At 70.2% G+C, this 16,714-nt stretch carries 12 protein-coding genes; 9 read left to right on the forward strand and 3 right to left on the reverse strand.

Annotated features, from left to right (window positions below; translation table 11 throughout):
- Window positions 1-76: 76 nt before the first annotated feature.
- Complete coding sequence (locus AT699_RS18145) at window positions 77-3,511, reverse strand: autotransporter domain-containing protein (RefSeq protein ID WP_058207384.1); 3,435 nt, start codon at window positions 3,509-3,511, stop codon at window positions 77-79.
- 258 nt (window positions 3,512-3,769) lie between these two features.
- Between AT699_RS18145 and AT699_RS31100 the strand changes: the two genes are divergently transcribed.
- Window positions 3,770-5,680, forward strand: coding sequence for a tetratricopeptide repeat protein (locus AT699_RS31100; protein ID WP_024069399.1), 1,911 nt, complete (start codon window positions 3,770-3,772; stop codon window positions 5,678-5,680).
- 27 nt (window positions 5,681-5,707) lie between these two features.
- On the opposite strand, the gene AT699_RS18155 is transcribed toward AT699_RS31100, so the two are convergent.
- Together AT699_RS18155 and AT699_RS18160 are read right to left on the reverse strand one after the other, a co-directional pair.
- On the reverse strand, window positions 5,708-6,676 hold the full coding sequence (locus AT699_RS18155) for a hypothetical protein (RefSeq protein WP_006386592.1): 969 nt from the start codon (window positions 6,674-6,676) through the stop codon (window positions 5,708-5,710).
- 59 nt (window positions 6,677-6,735) lie between these two features.
- Window positions 6,736-7,503, reverse strand: a complete 768-nt coding sequence (locus tag AT699_RS18160) for a bestrophin-like domain (protein ID WP_006386593.1) — start codon at window positions 7,501-7,503, stop codon at window positions 6,736-6,738.
- A gap of 626 nt (window positions 7,504-8,129) precedes the next feature.
- On the opposite strand from AT699_RS18160, the gene AT699_RS18165 reads away from it, so the two are divergent.
- From AT699_RS18165 to AT699_RS18200, 8 genes are all read left to right on the forward strand, one after another.
- On the forward strand, window positions 8,130-9,278 hold the full coding sequence (locus AT699_RS18165) for a formylglycine-generating enzyme family protein (RefSeq protein WP_006386594.1): 1,149 nt from the start codon (window positions 8,130-8,132) through the stop codon (window positions 9,276-9,278).
- Between the two features lie 91 nt (window positions 9,279-9,369).
- Window positions 9,370-10,341 carry an AAA family ATPase gene (locus tag AT699_RS18170; protein WP_024069400.1) on the forward strand — a complete coding sequence of 324 codons (972 nt, stop codon included), beginning with the start codon at window positions 9,370-9,372 and terminating at the stop codon, window positions 10,339-10,341.
- Window positions 10,342-10,345: 4 nt separating this feature from the next.
- A complete protein-coding gene (locus AT699_RS18175; RefSeq protein WP_024069401.1) occupies window positions 10,346-11,290 on the forward strand; it encodes a DUF58 domain-containing protein in 945 nt (314 codons plus the stop codon).
- A complete protein-coding gene (locus AT699_RS18180) occupies window positions 11,287-11,787 on the forward strand; it encodes a DUF4381 domain-containing protein (protein ID WP_020928279.1) in 501 nt (166 codons plus the stop codon). The genes AT699_RS18175 and AT699_RS18180 overlap by 4 nt, the downstream gene beginning before the upstream one ends.
- Window positions 11,774-12,793 (forward strand): vWA domain-containing protein, encoded by a 1,020-nt coding sequence (locus AT699_RS18185; RefSeq protein WP_020928280.1) that lies wholly within the window; start codon window positions 11,774-11,776, stop codon window positions 12,791-12,793. The genes AT699_RS18180 and AT699_RS18185 overlap by 14 nt, the downstream gene beginning before the upstream one ends.
- The gene (locus AT699_RS18190; protein WP_024069402.1) at window positions 12,778-14,289 is read left to right on the forward strand and encodes a VWA domain-containing protein; all 1,512 of its coding nucleotides are present in this window, start codon (window positions 12,778-12,780) and stop codon (window positions 14,287-14,289) included. The genes AT699_RS18185 and AT699_RS18190 overlap by 16 nt, the downstream gene beginning before the upstream one ends.
- Window positions 14,286-15,668 carry a BatD family protein gene (locus AT699_RS18195; RefSeq protein WP_024069403.1) on the forward strand — a complete coding sequence of 461 codons (1,383 nt, stop codon included), beginning with the start codon at window positions 14,286-14,288 and terminating at the stop codon, window positions 15,666-15,668. The genes AT699_RS18190 and AT699_RS18195 overlap by 4 nt, the downstream gene beginning before the upstream one ends.
- A complete protein-coding gene (locus tag AT699_RS18200; RefSeq protein WP_024069404.1) occupies window positions 15,665-16,687 on the forward strand; it encodes an HAD family hydrolase in 1,023 nt (340 codons plus the stop codon). The genes AT699_RS18195 and AT699_RS18200 overlap by 4 nt, the downstream gene beginning before the upstream one ends.
- Window positions 16,688-16,714 lie beyond the last annotated feature (27 nt).

Consider the following 16,714-nt stretch of genomic DNA (forward strand, 5'->3'; position numbering starts at 1 on the left):
ATGCGCCGCGCCGCGGCACTGCCGTGGCGCGGCGTTTTCACAATCCGGGCTCGCGCCGCGCGGGACGCTGCCGGAGTCAGTAGCGGTATTTCACTTCCAGCGTGCCGCTGTTCTGCCGGTTGCCATCGCCGAACTGCCCGCCATACAGTGCGCTTACCGTGGTGCGCTTGCTGACGTCGATGCCCACGCCGAGTTCGACCACGACGGCGTCTTGCGCCACCGGCGCCCCCGTTACCGAAAACGCGTCCCCGCCCTGGACGAAGGACATCGTGCTGAGCGGGTTGCGATCACCGAAAGCATGCCGCCATCCCAGCGTGCCCTGCACCGCGCCGCGCGCGCCGGCGCTTTCGAAATCGCTGCGCGCGTGCAGGCCCAGTGTGGTAGTCGTGATGCGGCTGCGGCCGCTCTCGCCGCGCAGCGCCGCGTCGCCGCCGGATTCGGAAAAGCCGCGGGTACGCAGGTCGTTGAAGTTGGCGCCGACGAAAGGCTCGAGCGTGACCCGGTCATTCAACGGCACGGCATAACCGAGTTCACCGAATACTTGTCCCGTGCTGGCGCCATAGCCGGCCTTGAGCGTCTGGTCCAGGCCGGCGGCGGCGGTGCTGCGGCGGGTGTCAACGTCGTGCCAGGTATAGGCGGCGCCCAGGCTGAGGTTGATGCGGCCCGCGCCGGCCTCGAAGGCCCGGCCGCCATACAGCGTGACGCTGTAGCTGTCGACGTCGGCGCTGGAGGCCCGGTCGCTGGTACGGCTGCGGCTGTTGGTGTAGCCCAGCGCGCCGCCCAGGCGCCATTGCGCGCCGACCGCTACGTCGCCGCCTAGGATCATGCCCGAGTCAGTCTGCGTGGTACGGGCGGCGTTGCCGTCGCCGCCCAGGGTGGTCCAATTGCCGAACACCTGGGTCCAGAGCGGTTGCGCATTCGATTGCGGCAGCGACGCGGCATCGCCCCTGCCCAGCTGTGCCGTCGGCGCGCCAGGGGCCCAGCCCGCGCCCAGATTGGCGCGCAGCCGCGACAGCGGCATCTGCGTCATTGCGCTGGTGGCGCCCTGCAGGATCGACATCGCGCTGGCATGGGCCTCGCCCGAGAGCGCATTGAAGGCCTGGGCGGGCATGCCGTCCGGCAGGTTCAACACGTGCCGGTACAACGCGCTCTCCGGCGCCAGGCTCTGCAGGGCCCGCGCCACCGCGCGCTGGTTACCGCTGGCCGCCGCGTCGACAAACTGGATCGGGCGCGAGCCGCCGTCATCGGACGGAACCTGCTTGAGGCTCACCACCAGATCGACGCGCTGACTGTCGTAGGCCAGCGACGGCGTCAGGAACGCCAGGTTGCTCGAGACACTGTCGAAGCGTCCCAGCACGCCATTGTCCGCGGTCAGGATGGTATAGGTGGTGGAAGGCGCATAGTTGCCGTTCTGGCCGATGTGCACGACCGAGCCGGCCAGGCTGGCGCTGCCGGCCACCCGCACACTGCTGGCCATGCCATCGGGGGTGGTGGCGACGCGAAAGACGGAGCCCGGTTGGAAGGTCAGGTCCCCCTGCACGTTCATGCGGCCCGTGGGAAGGTTGGCGCTGCCCGGGGCCAGGGTGGCGCCGGATGCGATGGTCACCGCGCCCAGCGTTCCGGAGCCGGACAGCGTCGATCCGCTCGCGGCAAGCACCTGGCCGCCAAGCTTGCCGTCCACCTGCAACGTGCCGGCCGCCACCTGCGTGGCGCCCGTGTAGGCGCTGCTGTCGCCGGTGAGCGCGAGCGTCCCGGCTCCCAGCTTCGTCGTTGCGCCCGCGCCGGAAATCGCGCCACTGTAGGCGGAGTCGTCCGCGCGATCGAACCGCAGGTTGGCGTTGTTGACGATATTGCCGCGCAACGAGCCGCGATTGCCGCCATCGCCCACTTGCAGCGTGCCCGCGTCGACCACCGTGGTGCCCGCGAAGGCGTTCTCGCCAGCCAGCACCAGGGTGCCGGCGCCGGCCTGGCGCACCTGTCCGGCGCCGCGCAGTATCCCGTCGAAGCGGACCGTATCGCTACGATTGAAGACCAGCGCCGCGCCCGCCGCGATGTCCGCGTCGCCGGCCAGGCTGCCCGAGTTGGCGCCGTTGCCTATCTGCAGGGTGCCGGCTTGCACGAAAGTACCGCCGGCATGGTTGCCGGCGCCGGTGAGGATGACGGTGCCGGTGCCAGTCAGGCTCAGCGCCCCCGCGCCGGACAGCGTGCCGGACAGCGTCATGCCATTGGCGCCTGTTACCGTGAGCCCGCCAGGACCCAGCACGAAGTCGTTGGCCATTCTCAACGTCCCCGGCGCGCCGCCGGCGGCAATCGCGCCCCCATTCGCGTTGATCGGGCCGAGTCCTAGCATGGCGCCGTGCTGCAGCGTCGCCAGGCCGCCGTTGAGTGTCACGCTGCCGCCGGAGACCAGGGGCGAATCCTGCAATATCCAGGAACCGCTGTTGATACGCAGGTTCTGGAAGTTGATGTAGGTCAGCCCCGAGATGGCGGTGACCGCCCCTCCCGTGCCGCTGCCCGTGCCCGCGGACGGCAGCGCGTTCTGCAGCACCAGCGTGTTGCCCCCGCCCATGCCGCCATCGACCGTGCCGGCAGGCGCGAAGGCAAGCCCGGGCTGACCGGCCACCGGCAGGTCGGCTGACGAGGATCCCGAACCGCGAAACACGACGGAGCCGGAGACGGCGGTGAAGGTGTTGTTGCCGCCCTGGCCCAGCGACACGCCGCCGACGATGGTCCCGGCATTGGTGAAACTGTGCCCCTCGCCGGGAATGCCGGCGGCTTCGAACGCGACGCGGCCGACGATGGTGCCGGTACGGTCGTTGAGGAATTCCACCTTGGCGCCGCCGTAAGCGGCAATGACGGCCTTGTCCGCCGCCGCGGTGACGGTGCCGTCCACATCTCTGCTGCTTATCATGCCAGCGTTGGTGAGATAGCTCGTCCCGCCGCTGCCGTTCTGCACGGCCACGGCCATGCCCAGTAGCGACGGCAGGCTGGAGCCGCCGCCGACGCCGGGGGTGACGCCGACAATCGCCCCCGTCATCTCATTGGTCACCCGTGTGACGCCGGCCGAACTGTTGCCGACGAACATGCCGGTCGACCCGGCCGAATTCACGCCAAGCGGGTTAGGGTCGATCTTGCCATGGTTCGACACGGTCACGTTGCTGCCGGTCAGGCTGAGCGCGGTGCCGCCGCCGGGCGGTATGACGCCCAACGACCCCGTGCCAGTCACGGTGACCTCCAGGTTATTGGACGCATCCGCGTAGGACGGCGTGACAGGATTGGCTGGCGAGGCGCATTGGACGAGAAGGCCGACGCGGATACAGTCCGCCTGGGCCGCCCCGCCGGTCCCGGCCAGTGCGAGCGCCAGCGCGGCGCCCAGCGCATGACGGCGCGGCGGGAAAGGCAGGACGGGGCCGCGCGAGATCCCGCCCGCGCGCGCTTGCGATGCCAGTTCCGACGCCGCTTGCCAGACGCGCAGGCGGCGGTTCCATACCAGACGGTAGATGTGGTTCAAAGCGGGGACCCTTGTATTTGCGATGGCCGGCGTCATCCCGGTGCACTGTGAACGTGGTGCGGACGCATGCGACAGCGCGGCGCATCCACGACGGGACGAGCGGCCTTTTTGGCCAACGGGTGGAATATTTGCGCACAATATAGCCGGCGCCACGGCGGCTGAAGCGAAAAGAAAAGGCGCAATCACTGGTCAATTCCTGCCCACCGCGAAGATAATCACACTTTTGCCGCCAATGCCGATTTACAAGGAGCGACCTTCTTGGGCCCGACCGCCGACCGCGCCGCCCCGCCGTTGACCGTCCGCGAGGCCATCGCCCTGGCCCACACGCACTGGAACGCCGGTCAGGCCGCGCAAGCCGAAGACCTTTGCCTGCGCGTGCTGGACGCGGTTCCGGACCAGCCCGACGCGCGGCATTTGCTCGGCCTGATCGCGCATGCGTACGGCCATCCAGCGCTGGCGCTGGCGCACCTGCGCGCGGCCTGCCAGCCGCCCGCGGCGCCGGCCGCCTATTGCAGCAATCTGGCGGAAGTGTGCCGCCAGCAGGGACGGCTCGACGAAGCCGAGGCGGCCGCCCGCCGCGCGGTAGCCGCCGACCCGGGGCTGGCCGAGGGCTGGAACAACCTGGGCATCATCCTGCAGGAGGCAGGCCAGCTTGCCGCCAGCCTCGATTGCCTGCAGCGCGTGGCCGCGTTGCTGCCCGACAGCCCGCAGGCCCACAACAACCTGGGCAACACCTGCAAGCGCCTGGGCGACAACCCGCAGGCGCTGGCGCATTACCGCCGCGCCCTGGAATTGGACCCGGACTACGCGCAGGCCTTGAGCAACATGGCGGTGGCGTTGGGCGACGACGGCCGGCACGACGCCGCCCTGGCCGCCATCCGGCGCGCCATCGAGATCGACCCGCTAATGCCAGAGGCCCACCGGAATCTGGCCGCGCTGGAACGCGCGCGGCCACGGCAGTCTCCGCTACAGGGGGTTCCGGGCACACATTCGAAGCAGCCCCCACCGCACGACGAACACACGCTGCGCGAGGCCGAGGCGTTGCTCCGCGAGGGCCAACACGCCCAGGCCGAAACGTTGTTGCGCGACGCGCTGACGCAGGCGGGGCATCATGTCGCGCTGCTGCGCCTGCTGGTCCAGGCCCTGCGGCCGCAGGGAAAACTGCGGGACGCGCGCGACGCCCTGGAGCGCGTGCTGCGCGCGGAGCCGGGCGACGCGGGGTCGCGTTTCGAGCTGGCGGAGGTGCTGCTGACGGAAGGAGATTTCGATGCCGGCTGGCGCGAATACCGCTACCGCTATCACCTGGCGCACACGGCGGCGCTGGCCCGCCACGTGCAAAAGCCGCGCTGGGACGGCCGCCCCATTCCCGGCCAGACGCTGCTGCTGCATGACGAGCAAGGCTACGGCGATACCTTCCAGTTCCTGCAATTGGTGGCGCTGGCCCGCGCGCGCAGCGGCGCCCGCATCGTCCTGGAGGTCAAGGAGCCGTGCCACGCATTGGCGCGGCGCGGCGACGGGATTGATGAAGTCATCGTCACTGGCTCGCCGCCGCCGCCGTTCGATTCGCACTGCGAACTGATGAGCCTGCCGCTGGCGCTGGGCTTGCGGCTTGACGACCTGCCCGTGCGCACTGGCTACCTGCGCGCCGACCCGGCCTGTGTGGCTCTCTGGCGCGCGCGGCTGGCTGACTTGCCGCGCCCCCTGGTCGGCCTGGTCTGGGCCGGCCGGCCGACCCATCCGCGCGACGCCCAGCGTTCCCTGGCCCTGGCCGATCTGGCCCCGCTGGCGCAGGCCGGCGTCACCTTCGTCGGCCTGCAACTGGGCGAGGCGTCGGCCCAGGCGGCCTCGCCCCCGCCGGGCCTGAGCATGGTGCCGTTGAGCCAGGATATCCGCGACTTCGACGACACCGCGGCCATTCTGACCCAGCTGGATGTGCTCGTGTCGGTGGACTCATCGCCGCTCCACCTGGCTGGCGCGCTGGGCTGCCCGGCCTGGGCGCTATTGCCCTTCGCGTCCGACTGGCGCTGGCTGCGGGAGCGCCGCGACAGTCCCTGGTATCCGTCAATACGCCTGTTCCGCCAACCGGCTCCGCATGCATGGCAGCCGGTGCTGGAGGAGGTGGCTGACGCGCTGCGCGTTTTGCGTACGGCACGTTCCGCCGACGAATAACGTCCCGGCCCTCGCGCCCGGCCAACTTCAAAAACTGACCGCCAGCCCCACGGAAAAGCCGCGCACATTGGTGCCGAACACATAGCGGCCCACCAACCGGGTGCGGGTGATGAAGACGTCGTAGGCGCTGGAGTCCAACTCCAGCCCGGCGCCCAGCGAGGTCAGACGGTCGAACCCCAGAATGCCGCGCTGGTCGCCCAGGAATTCCGAATGAGTCAGTTCCAGCACATAGCGCACCGGCCGCTGCAGCGCGGTGAGCCCGGTGGGCGCGCGGTAGCGGGCCCACAGATTGGCCGACTGCGCGGTGGCGCGGCCCTTGACGGCGGCCGAGCTGTCGAAGCTTTGCAGGCGGATATCGGAATAGCGCAGTTCCACGTCGACTTCATAACCCGGGCGATAGTGCTCGTAGTCGAGCATCAGGGACCCGCCCAGGCCATAGGCGTTGAGCGATCCCTTGTCCAGGAAATCGATATCGCGACCGGTCTGGCGGCCCACGTACCAGCTGGCCGCGCGCAGGTCGCTCGATACATTGCCCAGCGCGAAGTTGAAGATGGGGCGCAGCTTGAGTTCGTCGGCGAGCTTGAAATCCCAGCCGATCCCGCCGGTCGCCGAAATGCTGTTCCAGCGCGTCGGGATCCGGCGGGTTTCGGCGCCCTGCGTGGCGACGAAGGTCGGATCGTAGCGGCTCGCGGCCAGCACGCCTTCCAGGTAGATCGGCACCGATTGGGAAATCGTGTCGCCCCCGCCCAGCTGGGTCATGAAGAAGTCGTTGGAACCCGCGGTCGAACCGCCGCCGCTGCCGATTTTCAGCGAACTGGTGGTGATGTCGGGCACGATCGAAAACGACATCAGCGCCAGCACGCCGTTGGCGCGCTTTTGCAGATCATCGTGCGTCAGCCGCAGGCCCTGCGCGCCGGCCAACGGCGGCGCGGCACAGGCCAGCAGCCCCGCCAGCCACCATTGCGACCGCCACCACCGCAACCTCGATGCCGCCATGATCCGGATCCTCGCCATGAGAAGGAAAATGCGTGGGAGACAGCGCGCGTCGGCGCGCGCTATGGGTCCACCATGGCCTGCCGCTGCGACAGCAGCAGCGCGTCGCTCTGGTCGATGCGGATGGTGCCTATCCGCGGGAATTCGAAATCGATGATGATGTAGAGGGCGGCGGTCATGACCAGCGCATAGACCACCTGGTGCATCCAGCCCGAGCGATTGGCGACGGCCAGGTTCATGCCGACGAGTGCGGCGCTGACCAGCGCCAGCAGCCCCAGGAACAGGTAGGCCATGATGGGCGGATGCACCTTCTGCGCGACCGATTGCGTGGTGGCGACGTCGAACATCTCGTTGACCGCGTTGATGTACGACGCGGCAAACGGCGGCACGCTGTCGTTGGCGGCCTGGATCGAGCCCTGCCAGATCTGCTTCTGCAAGCCCGCCACCTTGGCGGCGATCGCCTCGCGCGCCTCGAGGTCGGCCACATGTCGGTAGTAGTTGATGCGCTCGTCGACATAGCGGCGGAACGCGTCGCGCAGCGCGGGTTGCGCGGGCGCGGCAAGCAGGTCGATCCGCAGCCAGGCCGTGCCGATGGCGTTGACCTCCAGCACCAGAAGGTTGCGGCGCTCCGCCATGCGCTGCGCCGCGCCGGAAAAGGTGAAGGCGATCAACAGCCCGAGCAGCGCGAACACCGAGGCCTCGACGGCCGCCGATCCCGCGCGGCTCTTCTCGTCGCCGCCCCGGCCGAGCCGCCTGCCGATATTCATGGCCAGCAACAGCAGCAGGAAGAACGCCAGCGCCAGGAAAAACAGAATCAGGGAATAATCCATGCCGTCACCTGTGCGTAGTCATGCGCCTTGAATCCAACCGGATGTGTTTCGTGCCTGCCGCGGCCGGCGGATGGCGCGGTCGCGGAGCGTGGCGGCAATGCTCGTCGATGCGGCGGCGGGCCGATGCGCGCGCCTTGCCGCGCCATGAATGACACGTGACTTCGGGAAGGCGGTGCAGCGTGTTTCATCGATCACCCTGGAAAGCGGCCAATGACAACCTGCAAACTGCGGCCAGGGCGAACGCGCACGGAGAATAATCCGCATTATTTCCGCGCCGCGCCCTGGTTTCTCGTGGCGGGGTTTTCAGTTATTAACCGATCCGCACGGCGATATCAACACTTTTGCGAATATCCCGCGCATGCGGCATGCGCCCGGATTACGCCTTGCTGGCGACCGCGTTTTAATGTTCGCGATATTCCGCGCCGCAACAGCCGCCCTGATTACATGTTGTTTCGATAATGCGCTATGCCGGCGCTGATCAGTCGTATTAGCTTTGTATCCTCATTTATGTAATATTCGCATTAATTCGATAATCGGTTCAGTCAGTACGATCAGGCAGGTTTGTGGTGTCCCGCCAGGCTGCAAGGGCTTGGCAGTCCGTCTTGGCAGCAATTCGGAGAGGTCACGTGAAACAGCAATTGAAGATCGGTTTGACAGTCGCGTCCATCATCGCCGCGGCCACCGCGCTGGGCGGCTACGTCGCCAGCACGTCCACCCCCGCCCCGTCACAGCAGGGTGTCGCCAGAATGGGCGACGGCAAGAACGGCCCGCAAGGCATGGCCTGGATTCCCGCCGGGGAATTCCTGATGGGCAACGACCACCGCATGTCGCAACCGAACGAGCGGCCCGCGCATCGGGTGCGCCTGACGGGTTTCTGGATGGACGCCCACGACGTCACCAACGCCGAATTCCGCCGCTTCGTCGACGCCACCGGCTACCTCACCACCGCCGAACGCAAACCCCGCTGGGAAGACCTGGCGGTGCAATTGCCGCCCGGCACGCCTCGCCCCATCGATGCCGCCCTGGTGCCCGGCGCCATGGTCTTCACCGGCACCGAACAGGAAGTCTCGCTGCGCGACTACAGCCGCTGGTGGCGCTTCGTGGCGGGCGCGAATTGGCGGCACCCGCAGGGGCCCGCCAGCAGCATCGAAGGCAAGGACGACCATCCGGTCGTGCAGGTCTCCTACGAAGACGCCCAGGCCTACGCCGCCTGGGCAGGCAAACGGCTCCCCACCGAAGCCGAATGGGAATTCGCGGCGCGCGGCGGACTGGAGCAGGCCACCTATATCTGGGGCGACGAACTCGCCCCGCGCGGCCAGGCCATGGCCAACATCTGGGATACGCAGCAACGCCAGCCCTTCCCGGTGGTGACCGATGAAAAGGTGCAGGTCGGCACCACGCCGGTGGCAAGCTTTCCGCCCAATGGCTACGGCCTCTACGACATGGCGGGCAACGTCTGGCAGTGGACCGCGGACTGGTATCGCGCGGATGCCTTCCTGACCCAATCGCAATACCGCCGGCCGCCGCTGGACCCTGCCGGGCCGAAAGACAGCTTCGATCCGGACGACGGCAACGTGCCGCGGAATGCGCCCAAACGGGTGGTGCGCGGCGGATCGTTCCTGTGCAGCGACACCTATTGCATCAGCTATCGCGCCAGCGCCAGGCGCGGCAACGATCCCATGAACGGCATGTCGCACCTGGGCTTTCGCACGGTGATGACGCCGGAACAATGGAAGGTTGCGCGCGCCCGCCAGGACGCCCTGGCGCAACGTTGAAATAACACGCAGTCGAACTGCCGCGCCGCCGCGCCGTCCGCGGCGTGCGCCCGCATGAATGAAGCCACCACTTGGGGAGGGGCTTGTCTTCATGAGTCAACGCGATGCCATTCTCGCGCTCGAAAGCGCCATCAACCAACAGGTGCTGGGCCAGGACGCGGTCGTCCGGATGATCGTGGTCGGCCTGCTGGCCGACGGCCATATCCTGCTGGAAAGCCTGCCGGGCCTGGCCAAGACCCGCACGGTGCGGGCACTGGCCTCCAACCTGGACGCGCGCATGAGCCGCATCCAGTTCACGCCGGACCTGCTGCCTTCGGACATCACCGGCGCCGACGTGCTGCAAGCCGATGGCGCGGGCGGCCATCGCATCCAGTTCCAGCAGGGACCGCTGTTCGGCAACATCATCCTGGCCGACGAAATCAACCGCGCCCCGGCCAAGGTGCAGTCGGCGCTGCTGGAGGCCATGGAGGAAAGGCAGGTCACGGTGGGCGGCACCACGCGCCCGATGCCGGCGCTGTTCATGGTGGTGGCCACCCAGAACCCGATCGAGCAGGAAGGCACCTATCCCTTGCCGGAAGCGCAGATGGACCGCTTCCTGATGAAGATCCGGCTGGACTACCCGGCCGCCGCCGACGAGGCCGCCATGCTGGCGCTGTTGCGCCATCCGGCCGCGGCCGGCGGCACGCGCGCGGCGGCGCCCTTGTCTCAGGAAGCCCTGTTCTCCTGTCGCGATGAGGTGGCGGCGGTGCAGGTCGCGCCCGCGGTCGACGAGTACATCGTGGACCTCGTCAATGCCACCCGCCGGCCGGCCGACCACGACGCGGACCTGGGGCGCTGGCTGCAGATCGGCGCCAGTCCGCGCGGCGCCATCGCCCTGGATCGCGCCGCGCGCGCGCATGCCTGGCTGAGCGGCGCCGCCTTCAGCACGCCCGACGATGTGCGCGCCGTGGCCTTGCCGGTGCTGCGCCACCGCCTGCACCTTTCGTACGACGCCGTGGCGGATGGGCTGACGCCCGAGGCCGTGATCGGTCGCCTGCTCGATACCGTCGCCGTGCCGGCCTAGATCCATGAGCGTGCCCCCGCATCCCGTGCATCCGCCCCTGTCCGAACTCGTCGGGCTGGAGGCGGCCGTCCAGGGGCTTTCGCTGGGCGCGCGCCAGAAACCGCACAGTGTGCTGGCCGGCCTGCACGCCTCCCGCCTGCGCGGGCGCGGCCTGGATTTCTCCGAACTGCGCCGCTATGTCGCGGGCGACGACCTGCGGCAACTGGACGCGCGCGCCTCGCTACGCTACGGCAAGCCCTACGTGCGCACCTACACCGAGGAACGGGACCGGCCCGCGCTGATCGTGGTGGACCAGCGCATGAGCATGTATTTCGGCTCCGTGCGCGCCTTCAAGTGCGCCGTCGCCGCGCGGATGGCCGCCCTGGCGGCCTGGACCGGCTACCGCGCTGGCGACCGCGTCGGCGGCATTGTCTTCGGCGATGACGGCAGCCACGCCATCGCTCCGCTGCGCAGCCGCGACCGGGTGCGTGAGATGCTCGCCGCGGTGGCGCGCGTCAACGGCGCGCTCTCGGCCGACAGCGCCGCGCGGGACGCCGACGGCGCGCTCAACCAGGCGCTGCGGGCCGCCCAGGCCCTGATGCCGCACGATGGGCTGGTCTGCGTCATCAGCGACTTCGTCGGCGCCGATGCGCAGACGCTGCGCCTGCTGCGGCTGCTGGCCGCGCACAACGACGTGCTGGCGATGCTGGTGTACGACCCCATGGCGCAGGACCTGCCGCGGCGCGGCCGGCTGGTGGTCTCGCAGGGAGAATTGCAGATCGAAGTGGCCATCGGCCGCGAGCGCGAGCGCCGGCCGCTGGCCGACTTCTTCAGCGGCCGCCTGCGCGAGGTGGCGGACCTGTTGCGCCGCAGCCAGGTGCCGCTGCTCTCGATCGACACGGCCGACGATGCGCTGATGCAACTGCGCCGCGAACTCGGGCGCATGCCGGCGCCGGGAGGCCGCGCATGAGCGCCGAGCCGCCCGGACTCGATCAACTGCGCGAGCTGCCGCTGCCGGCGGCGGTGCCCTACTGGCCGCAGACCTGGGGCTGGCTGGTATTGGGCGTGATTCTGCTGGCGCTGCTGGGCGGCGGCTTGTTTGCCGCGCTGCGCCACCGCCGCCGCAACCGCTACCGGCGCGAGGCGCTGGCCGAACTCGGCCGGCTCGATCGGGCCGTGCAGGCCGATCCGCTCGCCCTGCGCGCCCTGCCCGGCCTGATCAAGCGCACCGCCCTGGCGGCGCAACGGGGCCGCGGGAAGACCGGCGGCGTCGGCGCGCTCAGCGGCGACGCCTGGGTGCGCGCGCTGGCGGCCGGCAGCGTCGCGCTGGCGCCGGACAGCGCGCGGCTGCTGGCGGTCATCGCCTATGCGCCCGACGATCGCCTGCGCGGCCTCGCGCCGGCGCAGACGCGGCAGTTGCTGCGCGAAACGCGCGTCTGGATGGAGCGGCACCATGTGGCGGCTTGAATATCCGTGGCTGCTGGCGCTGGCGCCCCTGGCCTGGGTCGCCTGGCGCCTGCTGCCGCCCTATCGACCCGCCCGCTCGGCGCTGCGCATGCCGTTCTTCGAGCAGATCGCCACGCTCACCGGCCGCTCGCCGCACCGGCCCGAAGCGTCGCGCGGCGGCGCCCAGGCGTGGCTCGGGGTGGCGGTCTGGCTGCTGCTGGTGCTGGCGCTGGCACGGCCGCAATGGGTGGAGCCGCCGCTCACGCACAGCCGGCCGGTGCGCGACGTGCTGCTGGCGCTCGATATTTCGCAGTCCATGGACAGCACGGATTTCCGCGACGCGCAGGGGCGCCCGGTCAGCCGCTGGAGCGCGGTGCAGGCCGTGGTGGCGGACTTCATCACCCGGCGCGGCGACGACCGGCTGGGGCTGATCGTATTCGGCACGGCCGCCTATCCGCAGGCGCCGCTGACGCTGGACCACGCGGCGCTGCAACTGCTGCTGCGGCACACGGCGGTTGGCATGGCCGGGCCCAATACCGCCATCGGCGACGCCATCGGCCTGGCCATCCGCATGCTGGATGCCGTGGACGAACCCGACAAGGTGCTGATCCTGCTGACCGACGGCAACGACACCGGCAGCGCGGTGCCGCCGCAACGCGCCGCCACCCTGGCCGCGCAGCATCACATCCGCATCCACACCATCGGCATGGGCGACCCGCAAGCGCGCGGCGATGACAAGGTCGATTTCGGCCTGCTCGAACACATTGCGCAGGCCACCGGCGGGCGCTTCTTCCAGGCCAACGACCGCGAGAGCCTGCAACAGGTGTATGCGACCCTGGACCAGATCACGCCGCGCCGGGTCGACACGCTGAGCCACCAGCCCAAGCGCGATTTCTTCTGGGTGCCAGTGGGCCTGGCGGTGCTGCTGCTGGCGCTGTGGCATGCGATCGCGGCGCTGCTGGCATGGCGGCGGGATGGGCAGCCGGTGGCGCGGGAAAAAGAGGACGGCGCATGGACCTCGACCTGAGCGCCTTCCATTTCCTGCGGCCCCTGTGGCTGCTGGGCCTGGTGCCCGCCGCGCTGCTGTGGGCCGGGTGGCGCGCCCTGCGCGCGCGGCCGCAGCACAGCGGCATCGCGCCGCAGCTGTTGCCCTATCTGCTGCTGCAATCGGCGGGCAGCCGTGGACCGCGCCCCATCGACGTGCTGGCGGCGCTGCTGGCCCTGGGCGCGGTCGCCGCGGCCGGGCCCACCTGGCAGCGCGACGAGCCCGGTTATCTGGACAATGTGGCGCCGCTGGTGCTGGCGGTGGACCTGTCCGCCTCGATGGACACGGCGGACGTGCCGCCCAGCCGGCTCGAAGCCGTCAAACGCAGCGTGCGCGACATCGCCGCCCAGCGCAAGGGCGCCAAGACCGGCCTGGTGGTGTATGCCGGCACCAGCCATCTGGTGCTGCCGCCGACCGACGATGCCGCCCTGCTCGACCTGTTCGCGCAGGCGCTGGCCACCGATCTGCTGCCGGCGCGCGGCCGCGACGTCGCGGGCGCGATCGCCTTGTCCAACCAGGTGCTGCGCGCCGAGCGCGCCGGGGGTTCGGTATTGCTGCTGACCGATGGCGCCGACCCCGCCAACCTGGACGCGGTGGGCAAGGCCGCCCGCGCCGCGCCCGACCTGCAGGTACTGGTCATGGCCGTGGGTATCAACGGCCTGGACACCGGCGCGCTGCGCGACCTGGCGCAGGCCGCGCACGCCCCCCTGGGCAGCCTGACGCGCAGCGCCGACGATCTGGACTGGGTCCGGCTGCATGCGCAACAGCATTTCCGCGCGGTCCAGGACGCCGCCACGGCGCAACCGCACTGGCGCGACGCCGGCTACTGGCTGTGCTGGCCGCTGGCCTTGCTGGCGCTGATGGCGCTGCGGCGGGGCTGGCGCGTGTCGTGGTCGGCCTGCCTGCTGGTGGCCGGCATCTGGACCGCGCCGCAGCCGGTCCAGGCGGGAGCCTGGGCGGACGCCTTCCTCACGCCGGACCAGCAAGGCCGGTGGGCATTCGACCACGGCGACTATGCGGCTGCCGCGGCCCATTTCGCCGATCCGTACTGGAAGGGCCGCGCCGCCTATGAGGCTGGCGACTATGCCGCGGCACTGACGGCATTCTCCGCCTTGGACACACCGCAGGCCCACTTCTACGTGGGCAACTGCCAGACCCGCCTGCGCCAATACGACGCCGCGCTGGCGGCCTACGACAAGGCGCTGGCCCTGCGCCCGGAGTGGCCCGACGCCATCTTCAATCGCGACATCCTGCGCCGGCTGCTGGCCGCCATGACGCAGGAAGACCAGGGCGACCAGGCCGAACCGCCCGACCAGAGCCGCCAGGACCGCGCCGCCAAGGACGCCAGGATGAAGACGGCCGCGGCGCCCAAGGCCGTTTCCGAAGACGTATGGCTGCGCAACCTGACGCTGTCGCCGGCCCAGTTCCTGCGCGGCAAGTTCGCGGTGGAAGACAGCATGCGCGAGGCCACGCCATGAAAACCGCCATGCTCACCGGCCTGCTGTGGGCGCTGGCCCTGGCGTGCGTCCCCGCCCGGGCGCAGGACGCCGCGCCGGCGTTGCGCGTGCGCGCCGCCGTGCAGGACGCGGCGCGGATCGCGCCGGGCGCCACGGTGCCGCTGCAACTGGACGTGCTTACATCGACCTGGTTCACCCAGCCGCCGCAACTGCCCGCGCTGAGCCTGCCGGGCGTCATGGTGACGCCCGCCACCGGTGAAGGCGCGATCCTGCATGAAACCATCGACGGCGTGGCCTACAGCGGCTTGCGCTACACCTACCTGCTCAGCCCCGCCGCGGCCGGCACGGTGACGGTGCCGCCGTTGCGGGTCAGCGCCAAGGTCGGTCCGGGCCAGCGTGACGCCGCGGGCGCCAGCCAGCCGCTCACGTTCGAGGTGACGGCCACGCCGGCCACGGCGGGCGGCGCAGCCGCACCGGCGCCCACGCCGGAGGTATCCCAGGCATTCAGCCTGGCGCCCGATCCGGCCGTCGTGGGCGGGCGCATCACGCGGTCGGTCACGCAGCGCGCCATGGGGGTGCAGCCGATGATGCTGCCCCCGGCCCCGCTGCGCGACGTGCCCGGCTTCAAGCGCTATCCGCATGAGCCGGAAGTGACGACGCTGACCGACGGCCGCGGCGGCTTCCTGGGCGGGCAGCGCGTCGACCGCAGCGACTACGAGCCGCTGGCGGCCGGCGAAGCCGCCCTGCCCGCCCTGTCCTGGAACTCGCCGGACGCGAGCGGCGCCGGCGGCGCGCAGGCCCGCCTGCCGGGACGCAGCTTCCAGGTCGGCGCCGCGCCCGCCGCCACGCCGCCGTTCTCGCTGGCCGATGACCTGGCGCATCTGCGCCAGGGCCTGCGCTGGGTGATTCCGGCCGCCTGGCTGCATGCCGCGGCCGCCGTGATCGCACTGGCGCTGCTTGCCTGGTCGGCCCGCTTTCCGCTGCGGCGGCTGGCGACGGCGGCGCGCGCCCGGTTGCGCGCGGCGCGGGCGCGCTACCGCGCGAGCGAGCGCTATGCCTGGCGGCAGTGGCGGCGCGCGCCCGGCGACGCGTCCGCCGGCCTGACCGCGTTCTACCGCTGGCTCGGCCTTGCCGCCCACAGCCCGGACCTGCGCGGCGCGCTGCGCGCCGCGCAGGCATCGCAGCGAGACGCCGGCAACGCGCTGCTCGAAGCCACCTATGGCCCGCAGCGCCAGGGCGCGGCGCCGCGCGCGCAGTGGCTGGCGCTGTCGCGCGGCTGGCGTCGGGCGTGGCGCGCCGCGGCGGCGCACCCGGCGCCGCATGCCTTGCCGCGCCACCTGAATCCGCGCCAGGACGGCGCATCGGCAACGGGCCGCGGGCCCGCAAGGAGCAACCCATGAGCGACTGGGGAATGCAGGTGTGGCGCCGCTGGCGCCTGCTGTGTGGCGTGATGGCGATCGGGCTGTTGTCGGCTTGCGCGGGCCACCGCGCCGACCCGGCAGCCACCTTGCCTTCATGGAACGACGGGCCGTCGCGCCGCGCCATCGTGGACTTCGTGCGGACCGTGACCACGCCGGGCGGCGCGGGCTACGTGGCCGAGGCGGACCGCATCGCGGTGTTCGACAATGACGGCACGCTGTGGAGCGAGCAACCGGCGTATTTCGAACTGCTGTTCTCGCTCGACCGGGTCAAGGAAATGGCGCCCAGCCACCCGCAGTGGCGGCGCGAGCAACCCTATCAGGCGGCGCTGGCGGGCGACCATGCGGCGCTCGCGGCCAGCGGCACGGAGGGCCTGATCAAGATTGTCGGCGTCACGCATGCCGACATGACGACCGAGGCCTTCACCGACAGTGTCAGGCATTGGGTCGGCACGGCGCGTCATCCGCGCTTCCAGCAGCCCTACACCGCCATGATCTACAAGCCGATGCGCGAACTGCTCGATTACCTGAGGGCGAACGGCTTCAAGACCTACATCGTGTCGGGCGGCGAGGTCGAATTCATGCGCGCCTGGGCGCAGCAGGCCTATGGCATTCCGCCCGAACAGGTCATCGGCACGACCTTCGTGACGACCTTCGACGTGCGTGACGGCAAGCCCACCCTGTGGCGCACGGCCAAGCTGGAATTCAACGATGACGGCCCGGGCAAGCCCGTGTCGATCCAGCGCCAGATCGGCAAGCGGCCGATCCTGGCTTTCGGCAATTCGGACGGCGACCTGCAGATGCTGCAGTGGACCGCCGCCGGCCCCGGACCGCGGCTGGCGGCGCTGGTGCATCACACGGATGCCCGGCGTGAGTGGGCCTACGACCGGGATTCCAAGATCGGCCGCCTGGACAAGGCGCTGGACGAGGCTCGCCGCCAGGGGTGGACCGTGGTGGACATGCAGCAGGAGTGGAAGCAGGTGTATTCGTTCGACCAGTAGTGATTGTGGTGAATCAACGCGCCCCGA

The sequence above is a fragment of the Achromobacter xylosoxidans genome (assembly GCF_001457475.1).
Lineage (GTDB): Bacteria > Pseudomonadota > Gammaproteobacteria > Burkholderiales > Burkholderiaceae_B > Achromobacter > Achromobacter xylosoxidans.

Bases quoted from the DNA above. Each gene is read 5' to 3' on its own strand.
- AT699_RS18170 (WP_024069400.1), top strand. From the start codon at position 9,370: ATGAGTCAACGCGATGCCATTCTCGCGCTCGAAAGCGCCATCAACCAA.
- AT699_RS18200 (WP_024069404.1), top strand. From the start codon at position 15,665: ATGAGCGACTGGGGAATGCAGGTGTGGCGCCGCTGGCGCCTGCTGTGT.
- AT699_RS18160 (WP_006386593.1), bottom strand. From the start codon at position 7,503: ATGGATTATTCCCTGATTCTGTTTTTCCTGGCGCTGGCGTTCTTCCTG.
- AT699_RS18155 (WP_006386592.1), bottom strand. From the start codon at position 6,676: ATGGCGGCATCGAGGTTGCGGTGGTGGCGGTCGCAATGGTGGCTGGCG.
- AT699_RS18180 (WP_020928279.1), top strand. From the start codon at position 11,287: ATGAGCGCCGAGCCGCCCGGACTCGATCAACTGCGCGAGCTGCCGCTG.
- AT699_RS18190 (WP_024069402.1), top strand. From the start codon at position 12,778: ATGGACCTCGACCTGAGCGCCTTCCATTTCCTGCGGCCCCTGTGGCTG.
- AT699_RS18195 (WP_024069403.1), top strand. From the start codon at position 14,286: ATGAAAACCGCCATGCTCACCGGCCTGCTGTGGGCGCTGGCCCTGGCG.
- AT699_RS18185 (WP_020928280.1), top strand. From the start codon at position 11,774: ATGTGGCGGCTTGAATATCCGTGGCTGCTGGCGCTGGCGCCCCTGGCC.
- AT699_RS18175 (WP_024069401.1), top strand. From the start codon at position 10,346: ATGAGCGTGCCCCCGCATCCCGTGCATCCGCCCCTGTCCGAACTCGTC.